The following is a 24,078-nucleotide window of genomic DNA, read 5'->3' as shown; positions in this document are numbered from 1 at the left end:
ACGGAGCTGGAGCGAGTGGCGCCGCATCGAAACCGATCTCGGGAGAAGAGCATGAACAGTTCCTACCGTTGGGTGATCGTCGCGTGCGGCGCGCTGATGACCTGTGTGGCGCTCGGCGCGATGTTTTCGCTGGCGATCTTTCTCGAGCCGATGGCGCTCGACACCAACTGGTCGCGAACCGGCATTTCCAGCGCCATGACGCTGAATTTCTTGGTGATGGGTGCAGGCGGTTTCGCCTGGGGCGCCATCTACGACCGTGTCGGCGCCCGCCCGGTGGTTTTTGCCGGCGCGGTGCTGCTCGGCCTGTCGCTGGTGGTGGCGAGCCGAGCCCAATCGCTGCTGGTCTTCCAGCTGAGCTATGGCGTCATCGTCGGGCTGGCGGCCAGCGCCTTCTTCGCGCCGATGATCGCGCTGACCACCGCCTGGTTCGAGACCCATCGCAGCCTGGCCGTGTCGCTGGTCTCGGCCGGCATGGGCGTGGCGCCGATGACCATTTCGCCCTTCGCGCGCTGGCTGATCACGGCCTATGACTGGCGTACCGCCATGTTCGACATCGGGATCATGGCCTGGGTGCTGTTGCTGCCGGCCGTCTTCCTGGTGCGCCAGCCGTCGGCGGCGGTCGCGGCAGCGGATGGCAGCGCGCCCGCGCCTGCCGCGGCCCCCGGCATGTCAGTCGGCCAGGCGCTGCGCTCGCCGCAATTCCTGGTGCTGGGCATGACCTTCTTCGCCTGCTGCGCGGCGCATTCGGGGCCGATCTTCCACATGGTGAGCTATGCCATGTCGTGCGGCGTGGCGCCGATGGCAGCCGTGTCGATCTACAGCGTCGAGGGCCTTGCCGGCCTTGGCGGGCGCGTGCTCTACGGCGTGCTCGGCGACAGGTTGGGCGCCAAGCCGGTGCTGATCGTGGGCCTCGCCATCCAGGCGGTGGTGATCGCCGCCTATCTCGCCGTCGGCAATCTCGAGCAGTTCTATCTCCTGGCGATCATTTTCGGCGCCACCTATGGCGGCGTCATGCCGCTCTATGCGGTTCTGGCGCGCGACTATTTCGGGCCGCGCATCATCGGCACGATACTTGGCGCCGCGACCCTGTTGTCCAGCCTCGGCATGTCGTTCGGCCCGCTCGCCGGCGGCATGATCTTCGACGCCTATGCCAGCTATTCCTGGCTGTTCATCGGCTCGGCGCTGATCGGACTCGGTGCTGCCGGCATCGCCATCGGCTTCCCGCCGCAGCCCGGCCGAGAGAGGCTGCAGGCGGCATGAGCGAAATTTCCCCTCGAGGGGAAATACTCATCACCCTGTCCCCGTTCCCGAGCGCAGCTCTTCCCTGCCCTCGTCGTCGCGGCTGAGCCTGGCGTCCGAGATCAGCACCACCGGGCATTGGCAGCGCTGCAGCACGCCGGTGGTCGTCTCGCCAAAGAAGAGTTCCTCGCCAGGGCGCCGCGCCACGCCCATGACGATCAGCGCCGCCGCCCTGCCGGCCTGGCGGGCAATGGCATCGGCGGCGGCGGCCCGGCTGCGGATGGCCGTCTCGATCTCGACGCCATAGCGGTCGGCTAGCGCGACGGTATCCTTCAGCACCGCCTCCCTGTGGCGATGCGAGACAGTGTCGCGCGGTTCGTCGCGGCCGACGCGCGCGACATAAAGTATCTTGACCCGCGCACCCGTGACCGCTGCAATCGCCAGTGCCATTTCGGCACCCCGGCGGGCGATCGCGGTGCCGTTGACCGGAACCAGAATCTTCCCGCCTTCAGGTCCTAGCCTTGGCATTTGGCGGCCGGCGCCGGTCGCCTTCAGCACCAGGCATAGCGGACCCTCGAAGGCGCCGGCGATCTCGTTGATGCGGCGGGTAAACCCACCTTTCGAGGTGACCGCGCGGCCGAGCCCGATCAGCAGCAGCCCATAGCCTTTGCGCGCCTCCTTGGCAACCGTTTCGGCCGAAAGCTCGGCCTCGTGGCGCCGCGTGACAGGCGCCGCGCGGGCCAGCTCCTCGTCCGAACTCCTGGCGGCCTCGCGGCTGTCCTCGGCACCCTTTTCGATCGGCTCGAGCTTCGCATCCGTGCCGGGCTCGGCCTCCTCCCCCTCGCCTCGGGCATGCAGCACCGTCGTCGGCCTGCCGGCGCCCACGACTCCGGCGAGGTAAGCAGCAAAGCGGCCGACAACGCCCTCATCGGTCACCACCAGCAGTCGTTCCAGGTTGGCGATGAAGCCGCGTTGGTCGATCTCCTCGCGCTCCAGACGCTTCTTCTCGTTCTCGCCCATCGGCAAGCGGCCGAGTGCCCAACGCAAGGTCGGCGGCATGGCGAGCGTGGTGATGACGGCCATGGTCACGATCATGGTGAAAAGATCGTGCGACAGAACGCCGATCGACAGGCCAATCGAGGCGACGATGACTTCGGTCGAGCCGCGCGCGTTCATGCCGCAACCGACGGCGATGCCTTCCTTGCGGCTCATGCCGGCAAGCTCGGCGCCGATGAAGGCGCCGGCGAATTTGCCGAAGCTGGCGATCAGCACCAAAGCGGCCGTGAGTAGCGCAAGCTCGTGGTCGACAAGCACGGTGAGATCCGCCGAAAGGCCGGCGACGCCGAAGAAAACCGGCATGAACAGCGCCATGATGACGCCGCGCAATTGCCCTTCGATATGACGCGACAGGATCGGCGATTCCCCAACCAGTATGCCGGCGACGAAGGCGCCAAGCACGGTGTGGACGCCGATCAGATCGGTGATCAGCGCCATTGCGCCCATGATGGCGAGAATGACGGTGACGACGGCGTATTCGCTGCGGAACGTATCGTTGGTCCAGCGGATGGCGTCGAAGACGATGCGGCGGCCAATCGTGAAGGAAAACCCCATGAAGGCGGCAACGCCGACAATGGTGAAGGCAAGGCTGCCGAGCTCGAAGCGCCCCTTGGTGGCGATGCCGATGGTGATGGCGATGATCACCCAGCCGATCGTGTCCTCGATGATGGCCGACGAGACGATGGTCTGACCGAGATCGCGGCGCATGAAGTTCATCTCGCGCACCACCATGGCGACGATCTTGACCGAGGAGATCGACAGCGCCGTGCCGAGGAAGAGACCGGCGACAATGCGCTCGGTTCCGTCGGCCAGCAGCGAGGCCGGCATGAGCTGTGCGGCGGTGAAGCCGAGCGCGAAAGGCACGGCGACGCCCGCGGCGGAGATGGAAAAGCACGCACGGCCGACCCTGCGCACCAGCCGCAGATCCGTCTCCATCCCGGTGAGCAACAGAAGCATCAACACGCCGAGCTGTGCGATGGCGCTGATCATGCTCTTTTGGGTGGCGTCGCCTGAAAAGATCACGCGTTCTGCTTCCGGCAATAGCCAGCCGAGCAGCGATGGCCCGAGCAGGATGCCGCCGATGAGCTGACCCATCACCGCCGGCTGGCCGAGACGCTCCAGCAATTCGCCGATGCCGCGGCCGACGAGAAGCAGAAGGAGGATTTCGAGAACGAAAATGCCCTCGCTGGACATGCCGGTCTTTTCGGCTGCCAACGATGCGGCCGGCATGAATGCGAAGGCTGCCGCGGCAAGCGCGACCGACCGGCGCCGGTTGACCACGAAGGACATGCACCCCCTCATCGTGCCCGGTATAACGTTTGCGGGCGAGATCGGTTGCACGCCACGCTCCCTTGGCGCGCCGCAGGTTCCTCCTTACCTGAATCGCATAACGGGCCTATCTGACTGCGGATAAACCGCCGAGACCCGGGCCGGCGACGGAACATTTTCAACCGATTGCGCGTTGCGCGGATGGGGATGACCGGCGTCGTTTCGGCCGGCCATGGCGTTGGGAGGCGCGTGGCAAGGGATGTCCCAGGTCAAGACCGTGAAAACCGACGAAGCGGCTGCAGCGCCGCGGGCCTCTGATGCGTTCGCGCTGAAGCTCACCTCATCGGAATTCGTGGCCACCATGTCGCATTTCCACCGCGCCGAAATCGCCCGCATGGCCGGCTGGCGCGACCGGCTGGACCGTACCAGCAACTGGGCGATTACTGTCGTCGCCGCCATGCTCTCAGTCTCACTCTCGACGCCCAGCGCCCATCATGGGGTGCTGCTCTTTGCCATGCTGCTGACCACGCTGCTGCTATGGATCGAGGCGCGGCGCTATCGTTTCTTCGACGTCTACCGGGCCAGGGTGCGCCAGTTCGAGCGCTATTATTTCGCGCAGATTTTCTCGCCGCAGCCCGACTACGCCTCCAACTGGCTGGCCATCGTCGGCGAAGGCCTGCGTTCGCCGCGCTTCCTGATCTCGCAACGCGCGGCGTTGGTGCGCCGGCTGCGCCGCAACTACATTTTCATGTACACGATCCTGATGCTGGCGTGGGTGCTGAAGATCACGACGCCCAGTCTGCAGCGCGAAGGGTCGCCGATAGGCTTGGGCGCGTCATTTCTCGACGCCGCGCGCGTGGCGCAGCTCGGCCCGGTTCCAGGCATCTATGTCGTGTGCATGGTCGGGCTGTTCTATGTCGGCCTACTCGCAGCCGCTTTCCTCATCTCAAGCGACGAGGGCGAGCTTTCGCATGGCACCGTGCATGTCTGAGAGCGGCCTCGAAAAGCGCAATCTGCCGCGGTGATCTTCAGCAGACATTGTCGACCATCAGAGCGGTCGCTTCCGACCGGCTTGCGGCTTCCTCAACCGGAAGCCGTGCGCGATGGCGCTTGTAGGCGGTGAGCGCGATGACCAGCACGCAGCATACGGCGTTCAGCCAGTTGATCGCCGCCAGAGCGGGATCGTTCAGATTGATGTGGGCGTAGAGTCCCGTCGTGGCGTTGGCGCCTGTCCACAACAGCCAGGTCGCGTAGGAAATCGCCGACGCCCCGTGCCTGTCCCGGGCCACCCGCACGATCTGCGGCAGGTAGGACACCACCCGCAAGCCATTGAAAATAGTGAAAAGATAAAAAGACAGATCAGCAAGTGTCATCCGAAACCCCTGTCATGGCCGGACGTCCCATAGCGTTCCTTGCAGTGGCGGCATGTGAGCCCGTTCACATGCCGGTTTCGATTTTCCTGTTGCGGCCCGGCATCCGGATTCTTTCGCCATGGGGGCGTTCGCCGTGAGCCAGCCCGACGAGGTCGACATGAACCAGATCTTGTTTCGGCCGACGGCGCGGGAGTGCTAAACAGATCTCGTGCTTGGGCAAAGTTCGGGTTGACCGCTGCCAAGCGCGCGGCGACTATCCCTGCAACGTGCAGGAGGACATGAGAATGGACGAACCCGATCGCTGGCGGCACATGGCGAGCGCGCCCAAGGACGGCAGCCGCATCCTGGTCACGGTCAGGCCATCGGAACAGGGGCCGGCCGAGGTCGACCTCGCTTACTGGTCGCGCGCCGACCAGTTCGGCACGGAGGGCTGGCGCTCTTCCGATTCGTCGCCAGGACGGGTGATCGAATACCCCGAACCGGAGTTGAAATGCTGGATGCCGCTGCCGACGGCCAATCTGAGCCGGGCTTCAATGCCAAGTCCGTGGCAAGGCGAAGACGTCCCGCTGCTCGACGGCTCCGGGATATGATCTCGGCGGGACGTTTCGCACCATAAAGCGAACGCCGCCGGCCGCGGCCTTATACGCTGCCGGCCGATCTGGGCCGGCGCACCGATCGCACCACGCCGCCGGGGCCGCTGCCGCAGAAGAAGCGGTCGCCGCCGTCGGATTCGAGCCCGGAAACGCCCACCCCTGCCGGCATGTCGAGCCGTTCCAGCACCTTTCCGCTTTGCGGATCGACGCGCCGGACATCGCTCTGGTCGCCTTCCCAGGTGCCGTGCCAGAGCTCGCCATCGACCCAGGTCACTCCGGTGACGAAGCGGTTCGAGTCGATGGTCCGCAGGATTTTCCCGGTCTCGGGATCGATCTGGTGGATCTTGCGCTCCCGGTTCTGCCCCACCCAGAGCGTGCCCTCGGCCCAGGTCATGCCGGAATCGCGGCCGCCGCCGGGCGCCGGGATGGTGGAGAGCACCTTGCCGGTATCCGGGTCGATCTTCTGGATGCGGTCACCGGCGAGCTGAAACAGATGCCGGCCGTCATAGGCGGTGCCGGCATGGGCGGCGACATCGATCGAGCGCAGCGTCTCACCGCTTGCCGGATCGAAGGCGGTCAGCCGCTCGCCCGTCGCAAACCAGACATTCTGTCCGTCGAAGCTCACGCCGTGCACGGTGTCGACATCAGGAAAGGGCCCGTATTCGCGCAGGATTTCCGCTGCTGAATGTTTCATGTCCTGGTCCTCGATCATGGTCACCTTTCCTAGCCGTTCGGCAGCGGCGACGGGAGTAACAAGGTGGTCGTGAAACCAGCGACCGGTGGCGTCATCCAGCGCCGCGCCCGGCCGTGGCCGAAGGATTGCACTTTGCCGGTCTCGGCCAACTGCTCGAGCGCCCGCTGTACGCTGCGCTGTCCGGCGCCCAGCGCCAGCGCCAACGCCGAGCTGGCCCAGGATTCACCATCGGCCAGGAAGGCCAGCACCGCGGCGTGCCGCTCCTCGATCGGCCGCGCCAGCACCGCCACGGAGCCTGCTTCGCGCGGCTTTAGCGCAAAGCCCTGGCTGGTCGCGCCGATGCCCGCCAGCGGCCGCAATTCGGCGCGCAGCCGGCCGATCTCGACCCGCAGCCTGGCGCGATGCGATTCATCGGCATGCCGGCCGCCAAAGGCGCGGGCAATCAGCGTCGCCCTCGGCACATCCGCCGGCCAGGCTACGGCAAGCGCGCGCGCCAGCGCAAACAGCACCGGCCGCGTTGCTAGCGAGATCGTTGTTTCCTGCTTGTGCACGATATAGCGGAACGTATCGACGACCAGCGCGCGCGACGCCTGCAGCGCCTCGACCTCTTCGAGCAACAGCGGATGCTCCTCGCCGCCTGCGATCAGCCGCGCCGCCGGCGTCTCCAGCGCCAGGAAGGCGCTGTCGACCTCCGCCATGAGACCCGGAATGCCGGCCCGGCGGGCGGCATGGCGCGCCCACTCAAGGGCTGCGCGCGCGGCCTTCGTCTTCAGGCGCCGCATGGCGATGCCGGCAACCGCGAGTTCATGCGCGGCGCGTGAGGCCGGCGGAAGCGGCGACGGATCGAGCCCAGCCAGCACGTCTTCAGCCTCGTCGAGGCGGCCGATCAGCAGCAGGCGGCGCACTTTGAGATGCCCGGCATGCGCCGCGTTCAGCCGGTCGCCATGCTTTTCCAATGTCGACCGCGCCGCGTCGAGCGCCTTGGACGGCCAGCCGAGATCACGCGAAACAAGCGCGATNTTTTCCAATGTCGACCGCGCCGCGTCGAGCGCCTTGGACGGCCAGCCGAGATCACGCGAAACAAGCGCGATCTCGGCTTCGGCGACAACGCACCTGGCGCGCGCCACCGCCTCCTTTGGACCGAAGGCACGGCCGGCCCTACGCAACAGTACTTTGGCGCGATCGAAATCGCCGAGCTGCGCCATGGCAATGCCGCGCAACGCCAGCGCCGGGGCATCCTCGCGCAAGGCGACGCGGTCGAGTGCCGCCAGCGGATTGCCCGCCGCCAGCGCCAGCCCTGCCGCGGTGATCAGCGAGTCCATGCAAATCCCGTCACATTTGTAACTCCCACCGCTCCCCTTACCGGCCCTAACTTAAGTCACCACCGCCAAGCAGCAAGCCGCGGACGGCGACCTAGCCATCTGGACTGGTTGAAGACGCCCAGGCCTGCGTTGACGGCAATATTCGCATTCGCTAGCCTGAGCATCTCAGACAGTCGTATTAAGCTTCTCAATAGGGAAAATCCGACCATGCCTGCTTCCGAGGACTTCGAGCCCACCGTGCGGCCTCGCCACCCCTGCTGCGGTGGCCCGCCTGCAAATGCCGTCACATTTGTAACTCCGCCCTCGCCGCCTCGCGGCCCTAGCCTGCCTCACGATCAACAGTCAACGACAAGCCACAACGGCTCAACAACTGGCAAAGGAAACAAAGCAATGACCAAGCACGTGGCAATGAAGACCCCACCGGTCGTTTCAAGGCAGGAATGGGAAGCCGAGCGCGAAAAGATGCTGGTGAAGGAAAAGGCAACGATGCGCGCCAGGGACGCGCTGTCGGCCGAGCGCCGGCGCATGCCATGGATGGAAGTAGACAAGGCCTATGTGTTTGAAGGTCCCAACGGCAAAGCGAGCCTGCTCGATTTGTTCGAGGGCCGGCGCCAGTTGATCGTCTACCGCGCCTTCTACGAACCCGGCGTCCACGGCTGGCCCGAACATGCCTGCCGCGGCTGTTCGCTCGGCGCCGACCAGGTCGGCCATCTCGCCCATCTCAACGCCCGCAACACCACGCTTGCCTATGCCTCCCGCGCGCCGCAGGCCGACATTGCCAGCTTGAAGCAGCGGATGGGTTGGGAGATGCCCTGGTACACAATCACCGACAGTTTCGACAAGGATTTCGGCGTCGACGAATGGCACGGCCACAACGTGTTCATCCAGGACGGCAAGAAAGTCTATCGCACCTACTTCATCAACAACCGCGGCGACGAGCAGATGGGCACGGTCTGGAGCTACCTCGACGCAACGCCGCTCGGCCGCCAGGAAATCTGGGAGGATTCGCCCGAAGGCTATCCGCAGACCGAGCTCTACAGCTGGTGGAACTGGCACGACAATTACGACGCCGCACCCGACAAGACGTGGGAGGAAGTGTCGGCGGCCGGCGAAGCCGCGTTCCGCAACAAGGACGGCAAGTAAGGACCTGGAGCGGCGCCCATCCAGCTTGGTTTCCTGTGCCTCACGGGACAGGAAACCCGGGCATTGATCATCAAGGGATTACGACCATGAGCGATATCGGCACAGGCACCGGCAGTGAGGTCCCTCAACGCTCCGATGCAGTTTCTCTCCGCACCGCCGACTGGCTGTGCCTCGCCGCGGCCCCTGTTTTCGCCGTGATGGCGCTGCTTACCTGCATTCACGCTGGCGACGGCGTCATGTCGTGCCTGGGGGCCGATGCCTCCCCGCTCACCGGCATGCCGCTGATGTATCTCTTGATGAGCGCCGTCCATCTGGCGCCTTGGCTGCGCGTGATTTCCGGCCGGCCGGTCCGGCGATAGGCTGGACCGCCGCCGCCATGCTAACGCTCTTTACGTCGGAGAGAGACTATGAAGCTGGTCAGGCTGAGAGCGCCGGGCGGGTTGGACAAGCTAGACCTGGTCGAGGAGGATCAGCCCCGGCCTGGGCCGGGAGAAATGCTGGTCAGGATTCGCGCCTGCGCGCTGAACATGCGCGACGATTTCGCCGTACAAGGCAAGGTGCCGCTCGCCGACGGCCGCGTGCCGCTGTCGGATGGCGCCGGCGAGGTGATCGCGATCGGTGACGGCGTCGACACGTTCAAGCCGGGCGACAGCGTCGTCAGTGTTTTCTACCCCTGGTGGCTGGCCGGCGACATGAGATCCGATACAAGCCGCGACATTCCCGGAGACAGTTTCGACGGCTTCGCCAGCGAGTATGTGTGCATGCCGGCGCACGCCTTCACCAGGGCGCCGGCGGGCTATACGCATCTCGAGGCGGCAACGCTGACCTGTACGGGCGTCACCGCCTGGCGCGGGCTGGTGACATGCGGCAAGGTAAAGCCCGGCGACACCGTGCTGATCCTTGGCACCGGCAGCGTGTCATTGTTTGCGCTGCAATTTGCCAAGGCCGCCGGCGCAAGGGTCATCGCCACGTCGTCCGACGAAGAGAAGCTGGAGAAGCTCAGACGACTCGGGGCCGACAGCGTCGTCAACTACAAGGCGGTGCCGGAGTGGGGCGGCAGGGCCAGGGAACTGACGGACGGACGCGGCGTCGATCATGTGATCGAGGTCGGCGGACCGGCGACGCTGGCGCAGTCGATAGCGGCCTGCCGGACAGGCGGGCATATCGCACTCATCGGCGTCCTGACCGGCTTTGCAGCAGAAGTTTCGATCCCGGCGCTGTTTTCAAACCAGATCCGCATCAGCGGAATTTCCATCGGCAGCAAAGCCGACCAGCAGGACATGATCCGTGCGATAGAGGTCAACCGCCTGAAGCCTGTCATCGACAGCAGCTTTCCACTGCAGGATATCGCCGCCGCCTTCAGGCACTACGAAGCGCAAAGGCATTTCGGCAAGGTCTGCCTCGAGCTTTAGATCCTGCGATCGGCATTCCTACCCAGCGGCCGGCGCCAGCGTCCCGCTTGCCATCAGGCCCCAGAGCTGATCGGCGGTCAGCTGTTTGGCCGAGCCGTCGTAAGCCACCCTGCCGAGGCTGAGCACGACGATCCTGTCGGCCAGCGCCCTGACCGTCGACAGGTCGTGCGTGACCAGGATGACGCCGGTGCCGCTGGCGGCGATCGAACGGATCAGCTTGACGACCTGCGCGGTCTGCTTGACGCCGAGCGCGGCGGTGGGCTCGTCGAGGCAGATAAGCTTGACGTGATCGGCAAGCGCGCGGGCAATGGCGATGGACTGCCGCTGGCCGCCCGACAGCGAGCGCACCAGAACGTTTTCGTCGCGAAGCGTGACGCCCAGCGCGGCAAGCCGGGCACGACACTGCTCGGCGGCCTTTCGGTCGTCGCGAACCGGGAAGACACCGAGCCAACGCCGCGTTTCCTCACGCCCGAGGATCATATTGTGGGCGACGCTGAGGTTCGGGCAGAGCGCCAAATCCTGATAGACGGTCTCCAGGCCGGCGCCGCGTGCATCCTGCGGGCTCCTGAAGGAAATCGGCTGGCCCTCGAGGGTCATCGCGCCGGCATCGGGCCGGATGGCGCCCGAAATAATCTTCACCAGCGTCGACTTGCCGGCGCCATTGTCGCCGAGCAGACAGACGATCTCGCCTTTGCCGACCGTGAAACTCGCCTCTTCCAATGCCGTCAGCGCGCCGTAGGATTTGCGGGCGCCGGCAATCGAGAATGCCGGACCTTGCGGGGCTTCTCCATTGCCCTCCGTCACGGCAGGGCCGGCCGAGGCGACGGCACCATTGTCCGCCACCGTGAAGTTGGTCGCGGCGGCCCGAGCGCGCCGGCCGCGAAAACCGATCGCAGCCTGGTCGGCCACCAGCGCCAGCAACAGCATGCTTCCCACCGAAATGGATTGCCACCATGATTGCAGGCCGACGAAGATCAGTCCTGCATTGAGGATGCCGATGGTGGCAACGCCGATGGCGATGCCGAGCGGCCGGCCGGAGCCGCCGGAAAAAGCGACGCCGCCAAGGATCGCGGCGGTGAGCACGTCGAGCTCGAAGCGAACGCCGATGGTCGGCGTGATGCTGCCGAGGCGGCCGGCGATCAGCACCGATACCAGACCGATCAGCAAGCCATTGGCGGCGTAGAGGCCGACCACCGTGCGCCCCACCGGAATGCCGCAGAGTTCGGCCGCGCGCGGGTCGCCGCCTATGGCGTAGAGCCTCAAGCCGGTGACCGTGCTGGTCAAAACAAAGGCTCCGATCACAAAGACCAGCGCGGCGATGATCACGGTGTACTGGATGCCGAAGATCTTGCCCCGCCCCAATTCGAGCAGAGCCTCGGGAAAACCATAGACCGCGGTGCTGGAGACGACGAAGGCAAGGCCGCCATAGAGCGCCAGCATCGCCAGCGTGACGATCAACGGCGAGATGCTCAGCCTGCGCACCAGCAGACCGTTGAGCAGACCGAGTAAAAGGCCCAGACCCAGGCCGACGCAGATTGCCAGCAGCGCGCTCTGCGTCGCCACCGCAACCTTGGCAGTGATGATGCCGATCAAGGCGACCATGCTGCCGATGGAGAGGTCGACATAGCCGGCGATCAGCAGCGCGGAGGTGCCGAGCACGGCGATCAGGATCGAGGTCGAGTTGACGCCAATGACGACGAAATTGTCGAGGCTGAAGAACGATTTGTTCAACAGCGAGAAGGCGACGATCAAGCCGAGCGCGACCAGCGCCAGCCCGATGCGGCCAGACGCTTCGCCCGGCGCCTTGACGCCCGGCAGCAAGGATGAAAACCGGCCCGTTTGCAGCGGTGTCGTCCCCGTTCGAAGGCTGTCTGTGCTCATGCTTGCCTCTCACTGAAGCGGGCGGTTTCAGGTCAGGCTGAACCGCCCGTATCGCGCGGGAAAAACAGGCGCTACTTTGCCTCGGATGACCAGGGGAAATTCACATACTGGTCGCGCGTATCGTAGCAGATGTTGCCGTACATCCTGAGATAGATATCGCGGCGCTTCGGGTCCTTGTAGACCGCGGCCGGGTCGGCGACATCGGCCTCGTACTGGGCCATGTAGTCGCTGGTCAGCGCCACGGGCAGGATATCCATCGCCTGCGGGATGCTCTTGCCCTCCAGCCAGTCGGCCGCGTGCTGGCCCATGGCATAAGCGAAGACCGGCGACGCCAGGCTGATGCTTGCCTTGTAGGGACCGCCGCCTTTCTTGATCGCGGCGACTGCCTCCGGTTCGCCGTCGATGCCGCCAAGGAACTGGTCCGGCCGCGCCTTGCCCGCCGCTTCCAGGGCAGCCAGCGCGCCGAGCACGACCGTGTCGGCGCCGAGCACGACATCGACGTCGGGATGGGCCTGGAGAATGGTGCTCATCGTGGCAAAGCCGCCTTCCTTGTTGACGGGATTGGGTGAGATGTCGGCGACGATGGTGACATCAGGCATGGCCTTGAAGATGTCGCGCATGGCGGCAAAGCGCGGCGCCAGGAATTCCATGCTGTCATGGGACAGGATGACGACATTGGCCTTGCCGCCGAGCTTGTCCTTTATGTAGGCTGCGGCCGCTTCGGCCAGCACCTTGCCGGTCTCGTATTGCGGCGCATTGAGCAGCGACGTGGCTGGCGGCGGCACGATGGTGCCGACATAGGCGCCCGACCAGATAAGCTCCTGCAGGCTGCGGCTCATGGAGGCCGGGTCCACAGGCGCCGCCACCAGACCGCCGATCTTGGAGGCGAGAAACAATTGCACCTGCTCGACCCCCTTGGCGGCGTCATTGTTGGCAAGCGCGCGGCGATATCCCAGCCCGCGATCCTTGGCGGCGGCGGCCAGGCCGCGGTCGACGCCCTGCATGAATTCACGCTCGTTATCCTGCGCGAAGGCCAGCACCTTGTTCAGGCCGGGCGGTGGGCTGCAGGCCGGCGCCTTCGGATCGAACGGCGCAAATACCGCCGGCTTGGTGAGCCCGGCCGGGCCGTCCTGCGCGCCTGCCAGAATGGTACCGCCCGCGAGCACACCGGCAACGCCGAGCAGCGTCGCCAGCATCATGTTCCTGTCAGATCGCATTTCACTTCCTCCCTGTCGTTGATTGTTGCCGCGCATCGCAAGCCTCGCGGTCGCTACTCTTCCCAGTCTCCCCAGATACCCACCTTCCCGCTCGCAAGTCAAAACTTTTTCCAGTGGAATTAATTAATCAGAGATAGTCGGGTGACTCGCCCACGCGATCACGCCTTGCCGATCAGCGACTGGACGACTTTGGCCAATTCCGTGCCGAGCACGCGATGCGCGTCGCTGTCGAGGTGAATGCCGTCTACCGCGCTCGACTCGACGACGTCGCCGGCGTTGAAGAACGCGGCGCCGGCGCGCCGGGCGGCATCGCGGAACAGGCCGGCAAAGTGCATCGACTTTGCGGCGCCGCCCAGGAACATCTGGCCGAACCAGTCGACCTCCAGCATCGGCGGCGGCGCAACAATCAGGACCGCGGGCGCCACGCCCGCGGGGCCAGCTTCGCTGCGCAGGACAATTCTGGCCAAAATCTCAACGGAATCAGCGACGTCGTTCGGCGTTACCGAGAACCTATGCTTGAGATCGTTGGTGCCGAGCATAAGGATCACAAGGTCGAGCGGCATATGCGTTTCCAGGCACACCGGGAGCGATTTGAGCCCGTTCTTGTGGAGACCTTCGATTGGATCGTCGTGCACGGTGGTGCGCCCGCCCTGCCCTTCTTCGATCACATCCCATCCGCTGCCGAGCTGGCGGCGCATGATGCCCGGCCAGCGGCGGTCGGGCGTGAAGCGGCGCCGTCCGACGCGGGCCAGGGTGGGAATGGCGCCATAGGTATTGGAATCGCCAAAGCACATGATTGTCCGGGTCTGCGTCACGGCATTGCTCCTCCAGGCTTGCATACTTTGAACGACAGCAGGCCGGCCGGCGTCAACTACATTTTTCCATCGGGTGGATTTAAGTGTTGCCTTGCCAGGCCCGCATTGCTACGTCAGCGCTTTGATCGGCTCGCCTTGCGGCCAACCTCCTTGCGCAGGGGAAAGCGTGACCGGCACCAGCTTCTTCAGTCTCGAAAAGATCGCCGAGGGCCGCAGCGGCGGAACCACGCAGGCCGAGAGCCGCGTCTACAACGAACGCCTGATCGTCTCGCTGATCCGCCGGCACGGCCAGCTGGCAAAGACCGATTTGACGCGGCTGACCGGGCTGGCCGCGCAAACCATCACCACCATCGTCAACCGCGCCGCCGACAACAAGCTGCTGCTGCGCCTGGAGCCTTTGCGCGGACGGCTGGGGCAACCCTCGGTTCCCTATGCGTTGAACCCGAAAGCCGCGTACGCCTTCGGCCTCAAGGTCGACCATCGCAGCGCCGATGTCGCCCTGGTCAATTTCGTCGGCGACGTGATGGCGTTCGAACGCACACTGTTCGACTATCCGACGCCCGTCGAGGTGATGAAATTCGCCAAGGGCGCCATCGCGCGCATGTGCCGCAAGCACAGATCGATAGAGCAAGACCGCATCGCGGGTCTTGGCATCGCCTCGCCATTCCATCAGTGGAACCTGAGCGAAGAGGGCGCGGTGCCGGCGAGCAGGCTGGATGCCTGGAGGGAAATCGACATTCGCGCCGAACTGGACCGGGCGTTCGACTGGCCGGTGTTCCTCTACAACGACGCCACGGTGTCGGCCGCGGCCGAACTGATGTTTGGCGCCGGCGGATCGCGCGCCGACTTTCTCTATGCCTATGTCGGGCACTTCATCGGCGGCGGCCTGGTGCTCGATCATCACTTGTTCCCCGGCCGCAACAAGCTGGCCGGGGCGCTGGGCGACATGCCGGTGCCCGCGCCGGGGCGCAAGGGCGACCGGATGACCCCGTTGCTGCGCGTCGCTTCGCTGCATTCGCTGGCCGGCAAGCTCAACGACCAGGACAATGGGGACGAGGGCGCCGGCCGCATCTGGTCGTCGCCCGACGACTGGGGCGACCTTGGAGAGCCGCTCACCGCGTGGATCGATGAGGTTTCGGACGGGCTTGCCTATGCCACCCGCAGTGCCGTTGCCTTGCTCGACATCGACAATGTGGTGATCGATGGCGCCATACCGAATGGCGTGCGCAAGGAGATCGCCAAGGCCATGCGCAGAAAGCTGGCACGGATCCTTGTCGATCGCCCCGAGCCGTTCTCCGTCATCGAGGGGACGTTTGGCCATCTCGGCCCCGTCATCGGCGGCGCCAGCATTCCGCTGCTGGTGAAATATTCGAACGACAAGGAATTGCTCTTCAAGGAATAGGCGCGCAGCCGCCGGCACCAGGCATTCCCCCAAAACAGCGAACTGTGAGACTTGTCACATACCTGCTCGTGAAGCGCGTGCTACTTGCACTCTGCGGTCGGTCGACGCCGAAAGAAATCGCCTGCCATGGTCTGGCGGTGACGGGCCTTTCACTTTATGCTGTGGCAGGTTGCATACTCTCAACGGACCTTGATGCCGCAAGCGGTGTTCTCGTCGGCGTCAGGCGGCGACCAGGAGTTTTGTCATGCTCCGACTTTGCGGATTCATCGCGGCCTTCATCCTTGCCGGCCTCACAAGCTTCGAGGCCTGCGCCGATCGAAGGGTCGCGCTTGTCATCGGCAATTCCGAATACCGCAACATTCCGGCGCTGAAGAACCCGGCCAAGGATGCCCAGGACGTATCGGCCGCGTTCCGGCTGGCGGGCTTCGAGGTTTTCGTCGCCGAGAATCTCACCAAGCAGCAGTTCGAAGGCCAGTTCCGGGACTATCTGGCCGCCGCCGACGGCGCCGATCTCGCCGTCGTCTACTATTCCGGGCACGGCTTTCAGATCGGTGGCGAGAATTTCCTGATACCGGTCGACGCCTCGTTGAAGAAGGCGGCCGATATCGAGGTCCAGGCCATCAAGCTCAACGACGTGCTGGAGCAGTTGCGCTCGAAGTCGAAGATCCAGGTGATCATCCTCGATGCCTGCCGCAACAACCCCTTCCCGCGCAACAATTACTGGCTGCGCGACCAGCTTGTCACCGCCGGCAATACCGGGCTGGCGCAGGTGCGAAGCTCGCTCAACACGCTGATTGCCTTCGCCACCGAACCAGGTGCGGTCGCCTATGACGGCAGCGGCGACCTGAGCCCGTTTTCATCGGCGTTTTCGCGGCGCGCGCTGGCGCCGAACCAGGAGATCCGCGCGGTCATGTCGGCGGTGCGCCGCGATGTCGTGCAAGCCACCAACGGCATGCAGGTGCCCTGGGAAAATTCCTCGCTGATCGACGACGTGGTGCTGGTGCGCCGCAACAATCGGCCTTCGCTGCCGCCAGTGCTGGAGAAGGTAGTGCTGTCGGGGGTCGGTCCTGTCGCTCTCGGCCTGCCGGAGCCGGTCGATGTCGATGGCGGCGCTATTACCGTCAGCATCGAAAGGCCGCCCGCAATGGGCCGCCTGATGCTGGACGGCAAAGACGTCGCGGTGGGCGAACCGATCGCCGGCAAGGACCTGCCACGCCTGCAGATGGATATCCCCAAAGGGGCCGCCACGCAGGACGAGGTGGATATGCTGGCCTATGCCACGCATGACAATTGGGGCGGCGGAAGCCAGGGCATATTGGTGTTCCGCGTCAAGAGCGGCGAAGGTGCAGCGGGCCAGCAGATCATGGCTTCGCTTGAGGCCGAGCAGAAGCAGCAGGTGCTGGAGCGCGGCATCCACATCACCGGTGCCGCCGAGGCGATCGAGAACCGCAGCATCGACGTTGCCGTCGGCGTCGGCCCGGTTGCGCTCAATCTGGATTTCCCGACCGACGATCCGGCGGTCAGCCTGAAGGTCTCGGGGTATCCGGCAACGGGAACGCTGTCGCTGCCGGACCGAACCTTGTCGCCGCAATCCAGCCTTCTGGCCGGTGAAGTCGACTATCTTCGCTACGAGCCGCAGATCGGCGCCGGCGCGCCGGTCGAGGTCGGCTTCGAAATCCGCGCCGACAGCAGCTCGGCCAAGCCCGCGACGATGAAGCTGTCGCCGACGGTCGATGCTTGCGATACCGCCGCCGGCGAGCCTCTCGACCTGCAAGGTGTGGTGCCCGGCCTGCTGCCGAACGAGATCGGCGCCGGTGCGGTGGCGGCCTGCGAGGCCGCGGTGAAAACCTATCCCGATGTCGCCCGCTTCCGCTACGAACTCGGCCGCGCACTGCTTGCGGCCGGCAAGGTCGGCGAGGCCAGGACAGCCATCGAGAACGCCGCCAAGAAAGGCCATGTGCGCGCCGTCTTCGAACTCGGCTATCTCTACGCAACTGGCGTTGGAACAGGCGTCGATCACACGCAAGCCAACGCCCTCTACAAGGCAGCGGCCGACAAGGGCGATCCCTACGGGATGATGGCGTGGGGCCGCGCTCTGTTCAACGGCTACGGCGTCAAGCCCGATACCGGTCAGGGCTTGGACCTGCTGCTCAAGGCAGCGGCGATGGGCCACACCTATGCCATGAATGAACTCGCCTCGATCTTCACCCAAGGCCGCAACGGCGTGACAGCCGATGCAGCCCGCGCCGTTGCCTTCCTGGAGGCCGGCGTGCAGCGGCAGGACATGTATTCGATGAACCTGCTCGGCCGCAATTACCTCAACGGGCAAGGCGTCGAGAAGGACCCGAAGACGGCGCAGGCGCTGTTCCAGCAAGCCACCGATCTCGGCCAGCCCTACGCGCCGGGCAGCCTCGCGCGCATGTACAGGGATGGCGCCGGTGTGCGCCAGGACCCGGCGGAAGCGCAAAGGCTGTTCGAACTGGCGACCACGCGCGGCGATCCGTCGAGCGCCTATGACCGCGCGGCACTCGAAATGGCGAAAGGCGACAAGGCCGATCAGGCTGTCGCGGTGCGCTTCCTGGCATTCGCCGTCGCGCTCGATCTACGCAAGGAGCTTCCGGACGCCAAAAAGGGCCTGGCGCAGTTCGGGACGAAGCCGAAAACGGCAGCTTTGGACGCGCTGCGTCAAGAGCTCAAGTCGAAGATCCCCCCGTCCGGTTCGCTGGACACGCAACTGGTCAATGCGGCCCGGGGGGTCTGGGAAGAAGCCAATCCGCGTCGGGATTTGTTCTGAACAAAGGAGGCCATGGTGGGCAAGGCATTCAAGCAGACATTCATCGGGCAGATATTCATCGGGACAATTTTATCCGGGGTTCTGGCCGGGCTCATGGGCTGCACCTCGGTGTCGCCGATGTTTGAGCCGGCGCCACCGGTGAAGCATCGCAAAGTGGTTCGCATGACGCCTCAGCCAAAGGTGGTCAGATACAAGAAGGCGGCCGCCCGCAAAGTGGTGACGCCGGCCGAGGAGACACCGCAAAAGCCACCGGTGATTCCCGCCCTCGGTGGCAGCGGCGGCGCTGGCGGAGGCACGGGCAGTGGCGGCAACAGTTGGTGACGCTACTATCGTCAATCAAGGGGCGACGCCCGCCCAGCGGCCCAGCGCGTCTTGCCGGCGCTTGAGGTTCCGCCGGTCGCAGGAGCCGAAAGTCGTCAGGTACGAGGTGGCGCGTCTGTCCTCCCTAACCGGCACGAAGGGGTAGCCGGCTCCGGGTTCTTGTCAGAACCGGCAGTTTTTTTGCAGGTTTTTTGGCTTGAAGCGTCAAACGCCGCGAAATGTTCCTGCAGCGCCTGATCGACGGCGGCTCTGGTTGTAGCCACCGCATCGGGTTGGAGATGATTGCCTGGGCCGAGGTGGCGGGACCGTCCCTCACCTCGCCTTGGCAGCCCCGAACCTCAACCCGTCCATCAGCAGCTTAACCAGCCGGCGCGAGCGGTCGCGCCAGTCCTTGGTGTCGGGGGCCGAGTAGATGCCGCCGAGTGCGTGCAGCACATCGGAGGCGTCGACGTCGCTGCGGATCGAGCCTTCGGCCACCGCCGCCTCGACCAGTTGCCGCAAGGCCAGCGACACCCGGCCCGACATGTCGGAGAACACGGCGGAATTGGTGTTGAACAGGATGCGCAGGCTGGCCGCCAGGCCGCGCTTGGTGGCGATGTAGTCGACGAAGCGCTGCATCCACTGTTCCAGCGCCATGTCGGCCGAATGGTGGCTGGCGAGGTCATCGGCAGCCGCGCAGAGCGCCTCGACTTCACGCCGGTAGACCACTTCGACCAGATGCTCGCGGGTTGGGAAATGCCGGTAGAGCGTGCCGATGCCGACGCCGGCCTGGCGCGCGATCTCCTCCAGCGAGGCATCGACGCCGTGCGCGGCAAAGGCCGCTGCCGCAACCTCGACCAGCCGGTCGCGGTTGCGCTGCGCATCGGCGCGCAGTTGCCTTGGCGCTGCGGCTTCGCGCTTCTCGTCGGCAATTGCTTGCGACTGCTCGGTCAATTTTTTCTCCACTGTCGATATATGGGGGCTTGAACCCAAAGGGGTAAGCCCCCAACTAGATAAACGGAGGCGCCTCCGTTTTAGTGGAGCAGCCTGATCATATAATCAGGGGAGCCGGTATGTCACGTGTTGAGATTGTGAAGACTGAAGCATCCCCTGCCCGCTGGAGAGTCGGGGCGGCAGAGCTGCCAATCTCCCCCACAAGGGGGGAGATTAGGCGCACCGCCCTTGCCCTCTCCTACCCGGACGCCATTTCATTCCCCTGGCGTCAAGCAACTGGAGCCAGACGCCCATGACCAGCCAGACCACCATCCATCTCATCATCAACGGGCACGACCATGAACTGCAGATCGAGCCGCGCGTCACGCTGCTCGATACGTTGCGTGATCGCCTCGACCTGACCGGCACCAAGAAGGGTTGCGACCAGGGCCAGTGCGGCGCCTGCACGGTGCATGTCGAGGGACAGCGCGTGCTGGCCTGCCTGACGCTTGCAGCACAGGTCGAAGGCCGCGAGATCACCACCATCGAAGGATTGGCCGGCGACGACGGCACGCTTAACGCGGTCCAGGCCGCCTTCCTCGACCAGGATGCTTTCCAGTGCGGTTACTGCACGCCGGGACAGATCATGTCGGCGGTCGGCTGCATCCGCGAGGGCCATGCCGGCTCGGATGACGAGATCCGCGAATACATGGCAGGCAATCTCTGCCGCTGCGGCGCATATCCGCACATCGTTGCCGCCGTGCGCCAGGCGGCACTGGAGGTCGCGTCATGAGGGATTTTTCCTACGTTCGCGCCGATAGCATCGATGCGGCACGACAGGCGGCCGCCCTGCCTGGGGCCATGCTGCTTGCCGGTGGCACGACGCTGGTCGATCTCGCCAAATGCGGCGTGGCCGAACCCGACAGCCTGGTCGACATCACCCATCTCAAAGGACTCGACGCCATCAAGGTCGACGCTGACAGTGCCATGATCGGCGCGCTGGCCAAGATGAGCCACGTCGCCGACCATGCCGAGATCAAGAGCCGCTTTCCCGCGGTCTCCGAAGCGCTGTGGCAGGCGGCTTCCGCGCAACTGCGCAACATGGCGACCATCGGCGGCAATCTGATGCAGCGCACGCGCTGCCCCTATTTCCGCGATCCCGCGAATTTTTCCGCCTGCAACAAGCGCTCGCCCGGCAGCGGCTGCTCGGCGATCGGCGGCGTCACCCGCGGCCATGCCGTGCTCGGCACCAGCGACGCCTGCATCGCCATGTATCCCGGTGACCTCGCCACCGCGCTGGTCGCCTTCGACGCCGTGGTTCACCTTGGCGAACGCCAGGTTGCCGTCGACGACTTCTTTCTCCTGCCCGGCGCCACGCCCGACAGGGAACATGCCATGCAACCGGGCGAGATGATCACGGCCATCAGCATCCCGGCTTCAGTCGCCGCCCGGCAGTCGACCTATCTCAAGGTTCGCGACCGGCAGTCCTATGAGTTCGCCGCTGCAAGCGCCGCAGTCGGCATCGACTTCGAAGCCGATGGCCGCACCATTCGCGACCTGCGCGTCGCGCTGGGCGGCGTCGCGACGAAGCCGTGGCGGGCGCACGCCGTGGAAGCGGCGTTGAAGGGCAAGGTGCTCAGCGAAGACAGGGTGCGGGCAGCCAGCTTGCTCGCCATGGAAGGGGCGATCGACCACGGCGCCAACCACTACAAGATCGAACTGGCGCCGCGCGTCGTTGCCCGCGCCATCCTCAAGACGGGAGCCATGTCATGACCATTCACGACCCGAGGACACGGCACGGCGACGCTTCGGACGGCACTGCCGATCAGGTCGGCGGGCGGCTGTCGCGCGTCGACGGCCCGGCCAAGATTACCGGTGCGGCAAAATATGCCGTCGAGCAGCAGCTCGACGGGCTAACCTACGGCGTCCTGGTCGAAAGCACGATCGCGTCAGGCAAGGTGCGCTCGATCGACACGTCAGCCGCGGCGGCGGCACCTGGTGTGCTCAAGGTGCTGACGCCGGACACCATCATGCCGCTGAAGACTGCATCGGACTGGTTCGGCACGCCGCCGCCGGGCAAACCCTACTGCCCGCTGGCGCGCGACATCACCTTTTCGGGCCAGCATGTCGCCGCGGTCATCGCGGAGACTTTCGAGCAGGCCGTCGCGGCAGCGGCGATGGTCAAGGTCAGCTATGACGAGACGCCGGCCATCGTCGACCTCAGCGACGCCAAGGCCGGCGACGGCATTCCGATCGCCGCCATGACCAAGGAATGGGGCGATGCGCAGGCCGCTTTCGCCGCTGCCCCGGTGCGCGTCTGCGGCGCCTATAACACGCCGCGCGAATACCAGGCGCCGATGGAGCCGCATGGCCTCATCGCCCGCTGGGAGGGCGACCGGCTGACCGTGTGGGAACCGAGCCAGTGGCTCGACGGTATGGCCCGCACCTATGCCGAATGGTTCGGCGTGCCGTTCGAAAATGTACGGCTGGTCTCGCCCTATATTGGTGGCGGCTTCGGCTCCAAGGCGCTGGCGCTCGGCCACGGCGCGGTAGCGGCTGCCGCAGCCAAGATGCTGGGACGGCCCGTGAGGGTGGTCATGACTCGGCCGCAGACTTTTACCGGCTATGGCGGCCGCGCCGCGACCCGCCAGACGGTGACGATCGGCGCCGACCGTGACGGAAAAATCCAGTCGATCGTGCATCGCGGCGTCAATGAAACGTCGATCGACGGCATGTGGGTCGAGCCTTTGGGCGTGGTCACCTCGATCATGTATGCGACGCCCAACTTCTCCTCGAAGCAGAATGTCGTGCGGGTGAATTCGGTGGTGCCTGGCGCCATGCGCGCGCCGGGCGAAAACCCTAGCGCCTTCGGCATCGAAAGCGCCATTGACGAGCTCGCCTACGAGGTCGGCATCGATCCGCTGGAGATCCGGCTGAGGAATTACGCCGAGCAGGATCCGCACGCAAAAAAGGCTTGGTCGACGCGGCAGTTGCGCGAGGCTTTCGCGGCTGGCGCCGAACGCTTCGGCTGGGCCCAGCGCACGTCCAAACCGCGTTCGATGCGCGACGGCAACCAGCTGATCGGCTGGGGCGTCGCCGCCGGCACCTATCCGGTGCGGCGCGCTTATGGCGAGGCCATCGTGCGTATCCTTGCCAACGGCTCGGTCGAGGTCGAAAGCTCCTCGATCGACATGGGCCAAGGCACGTACACGATCCTGGCGCAGACGGCGGCCGAAACGGTCGGCGTGGCGGCCGACCATGTCGTCGTGAAGCTCGGCGATTCCCGGTATCCCCGCGCCGGCGTGGCCGGCGGGTCGCGGCTGGCCGGCGTGATGACGGGCGCGGTCTACAAGGCGGCGACATCGGCGCTCGATCAGCTTGTCGGACTGGCGATCAGCGATCCGCGCTCGCCCTTCCACGCGCTGCAGGCCAACACGCTGGTCATCGCCAATGGCCGCATCAGGTCGCCGCGCGGCGACGGTCCCGATGTCTCGATTGCCGAACTGCTGGCCAGCGTCGGCCGCGACCGCATCGAGGCCACCGGCGACACCATGCCGGCGAACTCGACCGCCGAGGATCGCTACAAGAACTACACCACCATCGCGGCGGCGCTGCCGCACACCGAGGGCGATTACTCGCGCCACTCCTGGTGCGCGCATTTCATCGAGGTGCGCGTCGACGAGGATTTCGGCACGGTGCGCGTGTCGCGCGTGGTATCGGCGCTGGATTCGGGCCGGCTCTACAACCCCAAGCTGGCCGAAAGCCAGTGGAAGGGCGGCATCATCATGGGCATCGGCCAGGCGCTGCTGGAAGAAGGCATTGTCGACCGCAGGCATGGCCGCATCGTCAACAACAATCTCGGCGACTATCTGGTGCCGACCAATGCCGACATCCCCGATATCGAGGTCATCTCGGTCGGCATTCCCGACCTGCACTCTTCGGTGCTCGGCGGCAAGGGTGTCGGCGAACTGGCCATCGTCGGCGTAGCGCCAGCGATCGCCAATGCGGTGTTCCATGCGACGGGAAAAAGAGTGCGGGATTTGCCGATCACGCTGGAGAAGTTGATCTAGGAAGCGGCGTGCGTAATCTCCCCCCTTGAGGGGGAGATGTCGCCGAAGGCGACAGAGGGGGTCGNTACACGACGCTCTTCCGATCTTGGAGAAGTTGATCTAGGAAGCGGCGTGCGTAATCTCCCCCCTTGAGGGGGAGATGTCGCCGAAGGCGACAGAGGGGGTCGCCTCTCGTAGAGCGCCAACCTCCTTCCGCCGCAGTAGGTCGAGCCCGGTCGGACCGACCCCCTCTGCCCTGCCGGGCATCTCCCCCTCAAGGGCATAGGCGCTAAGATAGCTTTGGCATGGACTGAAACTTGCGCTTTCGTGGTGGCTCACGCCAGCGATATCGCAAGGCACGGAGATTGTGGCGCAGGGTTGCCAAGGGAGGTTGAGCGAAGATCGCTGCGATCAGAGGGGCGACGATCTGGCGGGTGGCGCGCCACAGCAGCGGGCGCCCGTCGCTCAAGGGGGAGAGACACCCAACTCCTGCGAGAGGGGTTCGGTCACAAGCGCGATGAGGAAGTGTGCAAGGATCCAAGGCTTTGCGATCCTTGGGTCTTTGGCGGGAGGAGAGCGCAGCCCG

General features: G+C 65.3%; 20 protein-coding genes and 1 pseudogene. 13 read left to right on the top strand and 8 right to left on the bottom strand.

The window, feature by feature from the left end; translation table 11 throughout:
• Window positions 1-51: 51 nt before the first annotated feature.
• A complete protein-coding gene (locus X771_RS140635; protein ID WP_023689806.1) occupies window positions 52-1,260 on the top strand; it encodes an MFS transporter in 1,209 nt (402 codons plus the stop codon).
• 30 nt (window positions 1,261-1,290) lie between these two features.
• Here the strand turns inward: X771_RS140635 and X771_RS140640 are convergent, their stop codons facing one another.
• Window positions 1,291-3,585 (bottom strand): cation:proton antiporter, encoded by a 2,295-nt coding sequence (locus X771_RS140640; RefSeq protein ID WP_023689805.1) that lies wholly within the window; start codon window positions 3,583-3,585, stop codon window positions 1,291-1,293.
• Between the two features lie 238 nt (window positions 3,586-3,823).
• On the opposite strand from X771_RS140640, the gene X771_RS140645 reads away from it, so the two are divergent.
• The gene (locus tag X771_RS140645) at window positions 3,824-4,555 is read left to right on the top strand and encodes a DUF2270 domain-containing protein (protein WP_023673885.1); all 732 of its coding nucleotides are present in this window, start codon (window positions 3,824-3,826) and stop codon (window positions 4,553-4,555) included.
• A gap of 37 nt (window positions 4,556-4,592) precedes the next feature.
• On the opposite strand, the gene X771_RS140650 is transcribed toward X771_RS140645, so the two are convergent.
• Window positions 4,593-4,937 (bottom strand): PQ-loop domain-containing transporter, encoded by a 345-nt coding sequence (locus X771_RS140650; RefSeq protein WP_023673886.1) that lies wholly within the window; start codon window positions 4,935-4,937, stop codon window positions 4,593-4,595.
• 106 nt (window positions 4,938-5,043) lie between these two features.
• Between X771_RS140650 and X771_RS1000000169440 the strand changes: the two are divergent.
• A pseudogene (locus X771_RS1000000169440) lies at window positions 5,044-5,136 on the top strand (oxidoreductase); the annotation flags it as partial.
• Between the two features lie 85 nt (window positions 5,137-5,221).
• Complete coding sequence (locus X771_RS140655; RefSeq protein ID WP_023689804.1) at window positions 5,222-5,527, top strand: hypothetical protein; 306 nt, start codon at window positions 5,222-5,224, stop codon at window positions 5,525-5,527.
• A gap of 49 nt (window positions 5,528-5,576) precedes the next feature.
• Here X771_RS140655 and X771_RS140660 read toward each other — a convergent pair whose 3' ends face one another.
• Both X771_RS140660 and X771_RS140665 read right to left on the bottom strand, forming a co-directional pair.
• Window positions 5,577-6,224 (bottom strand): PQQ-binding-like beta-propeller repeat protein, encoded by a 648-nt coding sequence (locus X771_RS140660; protein ID WP_023805574.1) that lies wholly within the window; start codon window positions 6,222-6,224, stop codon window positions 5,577-5,579.
• 29 nt (window positions 6,225-6,253) lie between these two features.
• Entirely contained in the window at window positions 6,254-7,546 is a 1,293-nt protein-coding gene (locus X771_RS140665; RefSeq protein WP_023689802.1) for a hypothetical protein, read from the bottom strand.
• Window positions 7,547-7,936: 390 nt separating this feature from the next.
• Between X771_RS140665 and X771_RS140670 the strand changes: the two genes are divergently transcribed.
• From X771_RS140670 to X771_RS140680, 3 genes are all read left to right on the top strand, one after another.
• Window positions 7,937-8,689 carry a thioredoxin family protein gene (locus X771_RS140670; protein ID WP_023695474.1) on the top strand — a complete coding sequence of 251 codons (753 nt, stop codon included), beginning with the start codon at window positions 7,937-7,939 and terminating at the stop codon, window positions 8,687-8,689.
• 86 nt (window positions 8,690-8,775) lie between these two features.
• On the top strand, window positions 8,776-9,048 hold the full coding sequence (locus X771_RS140675) for a hypothetical protein (protein ID WP_023685488.1): 273 nt from the start codon (window positions 8,776-8,778) through the stop codon (window positions 9,046-9,048).
• Between the two features lie 48 nt (window positions 9,049-9,096).
• Window positions 9,097-10,101 (top strand): NAD(P)-dependent alcohol dehydrogenase, encoded by a 1,005-nt coding sequence (locus X771_RS140680; protein WP_023689800.1) that lies wholly within the window; start codon window positions 9,097-9,099, stop codon window positions 10,099-10,101.
• A gap of 18 nt (window positions 10,102-10,119) precedes the next feature.
• Here X771_RS140680 and X771_RS1000000166005 read toward each other — a convergent pair whose 3' ends face one another.
• From X771_RS1000000166005 to X771_RS140690, 3 genes are all read right to left on the bottom strand, one after another.
• Window positions 10,120-11,982 carry an ATP-binding cassette domain-containing protein gene (locus tag X771_RS1000000166005; protein ID WP_081727290.1) on the bottom strand — a complete coding sequence of 621 codons (1,863 nt, stop codon included), beginning with the start codon at window positions 11,980-11,982 and terminating at the stop codon, window positions 10,120-10,122.
• Between the two features lie 71 nt (window positions 11,983-12,053).
• Window positions 12,054-13,199, bottom strand: a complete 1,146-nt coding sequence (locus tag X771_RS140685) for a sugar ABC transporter substrate-binding protein (protein WP_032886623.1) — start codon at window positions 13,197-13,199, stop codon at window positions 12,054-12,056.
• Window positions 13,200-13,357: 158 nt separating this feature from the next.
• Window positions 13,358-14,014 carry an SGNH/GDSL hydrolase family protein gene (locus X771_RS140690; RefSeq protein ID WP_023742412.1) on the bottom strand — a complete coding sequence of 219 codons (657 nt, stop codon included), beginning with the start codon at window positions 14,012-14,014 and terminating at the stop codon, window positions 13,358-13,360.
• A 166-nt stretch (window positions 14,015-14,180) separates the two neighbouring features.
• Here X771_RS140690 and X771_RS140695 point away from each other — a divergent pair, with 166 nt between their 5' ends.
• The 3 genes from X771_RS140695 (at window position 14,181) to X771_RS140705 (ending at window position 18,531) form a co-directional block, all read left to right on the top strand.
• Window positions 14,181-15,416, top strand: a complete 1,236-nt coding sequence (locus X771_RS140695) for an ROK family protein (protein ID WP_023672525.1) — start codon at window positions 14,181-14,183, stop codon at window positions 15,414-15,416.
• Between the two features lie 244 nt (window positions 15,417-15,660).
• The gene (locus X771_RS140700; protein WP_023689797.1) at window positions 15,661-18,210 is read left to right on the top strand and encodes a caspase family protein; all 2,550 of its coding nucleotides are present in this window, start codon (window positions 15,661-15,663) and stop codon (window positions 18,208-18,210) included.
• A 12-nt stretch (window positions 18,211-18,222) separates the two neighbouring features.
• Window positions 18,223-18,531, top strand: a complete 309-nt coding sequence (locus X771_RS140705) for a hypothetical protein (RefSeq protein ID WP_023689796.1) — start codon at window positions 18,223-18,225, stop codon at window positions 18,529-18,531.
• Between the two features lie 312 nt (window positions 18,532-18,843).
• Here the strand turns inward: X771_RS140705 and X771_RS140710 are convergent, their stop codons facing one another.
• Window positions 18,844-19,464: a TetR/AcrR family transcriptional regulator gene (locus X771_RS140710; RefSeq protein ID WP_031203088.1), complete on the bottom strand. Its 621-nt coding sequence runs from the start codon at window positions 19,462-19,464 to the stop codon at window positions 18,844-18,846.
• Window positions 19,465-19,756: 292 nt separating this feature from the next.
• Between X771_RS140710 and X771_RS140715 the strand changes: the two genes are divergently transcribed.
• From X771_RS140715 to X771_RS140725, 3 genes are read left to right on the top strand one after another with little or no spacing between them, the layout of a single operon-like run.
• The gene (locus tag X771_RS140715; protein ID WP_023689794.1) at window positions 19,757-20,236 is read left to right on the top strand and encodes a (2Fe-2S)-binding protein; all 480 of its coding nucleotides are present in this window, start codon (window positions 19,757-19,759) and stop codon (window positions 20,234-20,236) included.
• A complete protein-coding gene (locus tag X771_RS140720) occupies window positions 20,233-21,216 on the top strand; it encodes a xanthine dehydrogenase family protein subunit M (protein ID WP_023689793.1) in 984 nt (327 codons plus the stop codon). Before X771_RS140715 ends, X771_RS140720 begins: the two co-directional genes overlap by 4 nt.
• Window positions 21,213-23,513 (top strand): xanthine dehydrogenase family protein molybdopterin-binding subunit, encoded by a 2,301-nt coding sequence (locus X771_RS140725; protein WP_023689792.1) that lies wholly within the window; start codon window positions 21,213-21,215, stop codon window positions 23,511-23,513. Before X771_RS140720 ends, X771_RS140725 begins: the two co-directional genes overlap by 4 nt.
• Window positions 23,514-24,078 lie beyond the last annotated feature (565 nt).

The sequence above is a fragment of the Mesorhizobium sp. LSJC269B00 genome (assembly GCF_000502815.1).
Classification (GTDB): Bacteria; Pseudomonadota; Alphaproteobacteria; order Rhizobiales; family Rhizobiaceae; genus Mesorhizobium.
The sequence above is the reverse complement of the archived record's forward strand: the minus strand, read 5'-3'. Positions and strand labels throughout refer to the sequence as shown.

Coding starts and splice junctions, on each gene's coding strand:
- X771_RS140635 (WP_023689806.1), top strand. CDS start 52: ATGAACAGTTCCTACCGTTGGGTGATCGTCGCGTGCGGCGCGCTGATG.
- X771_RS140670 (WP_023695474.1), top strand. CDS start 7,937: ATGACCAAGCACGTGGCAATGAAGACCCCACCGGTCGTTTCAAGGCAG.
- X771_RS140715 (WP_023689794.1), top strand. CDS start 19,757: ATGACCAGCCAGACCACCATCCATCTCATCATCAACGGGCACGACCAT.
- X771_RS140685 (WP_032886623.1), bottom strand. CDS start 13,199: ATGCGATCTGACAGGAACATGATGCTGGCGACGCTGCTCGGCGTTGCC.
- X771_RS140660 (WP_023805574.1), bottom strand. CDS start 6,224: ATGAAACATTCAGCAGCGGAAATCCTGCGCGAATACGGGCCCTTTCCT.
- X771_RS140725 (WP_023689792.1), top strand. CDS start 21,213: ATGACCATTCACGACCCGAGGACACGGCACGGCGACGCTTCGGACGGC.
- X771_RS140705 (WP_023689796.1), top strand. CDS start 18,223: ATGGTGGGCAAGGCATTCAAGCAGACATTCATCGGGCAGATATTCATC.
- X771_RS140640 (WP_023689805.1), bottom strand. CDS start 3,585: ATGTCCTTCGTGGTCAACCGGCGCCGGTCGGTCGCGCTTGCCGCGGCA.
- X771_RS140720 (WP_023689793.1), top strand. CDS start 20,233: ATGAGGGATTTTTCCTACGTTCGCGCCGATAGCATCGATGCGGCACGA.
- X771_RS140700 (WP_023689797.1), top strand. CDS start 15,661: ATGCTCCGACTTTGCGGATTCATCGCGGCCTTCATCCTTGCCGGCCTC.
- X771_RS140655 (WP_023689804.1), top strand. CDS start 5,222: ATGGACGAACCCGATCGCTGGCGGCACATGGCGAGCGCGCCCAAGGAC.
- X771_RS1000000166005 (WP_081727290.1), bottom strand. CDS start 11,982: ATGAGCACAGACAGCCTTCGAACGGGGACGACACCGCTGCAAACGGGC.
- X771_RS140680 (WP_023689800.1), top strand. CDS start 9,097: ATGAAGCTGGTCAGGCTGAGAGCGCCGGGCGGGTTGGACAAGCTAGAC.
- X771_RS140650 (WP_023673886.1), bottom strand. CDS start 4,937: ATGACACTTGCTGATCTGTCTTTTTATCTTTTCACTATTTTCAATGGC.
- X771_RS140645 (WP_023673885.1), top strand. CDS start 3,824: ATGTCCCAGGTCAAGACCGTGAAAACCGACGAAGCGGCTGCAGCGCCG.
- X771_RS140675 (WP_023685488.1), top strand. CDS start 8,776: ATGAGCGATATCGGCACAGGCACCGGCAGTGAGGTCCCTCAACGCTCC.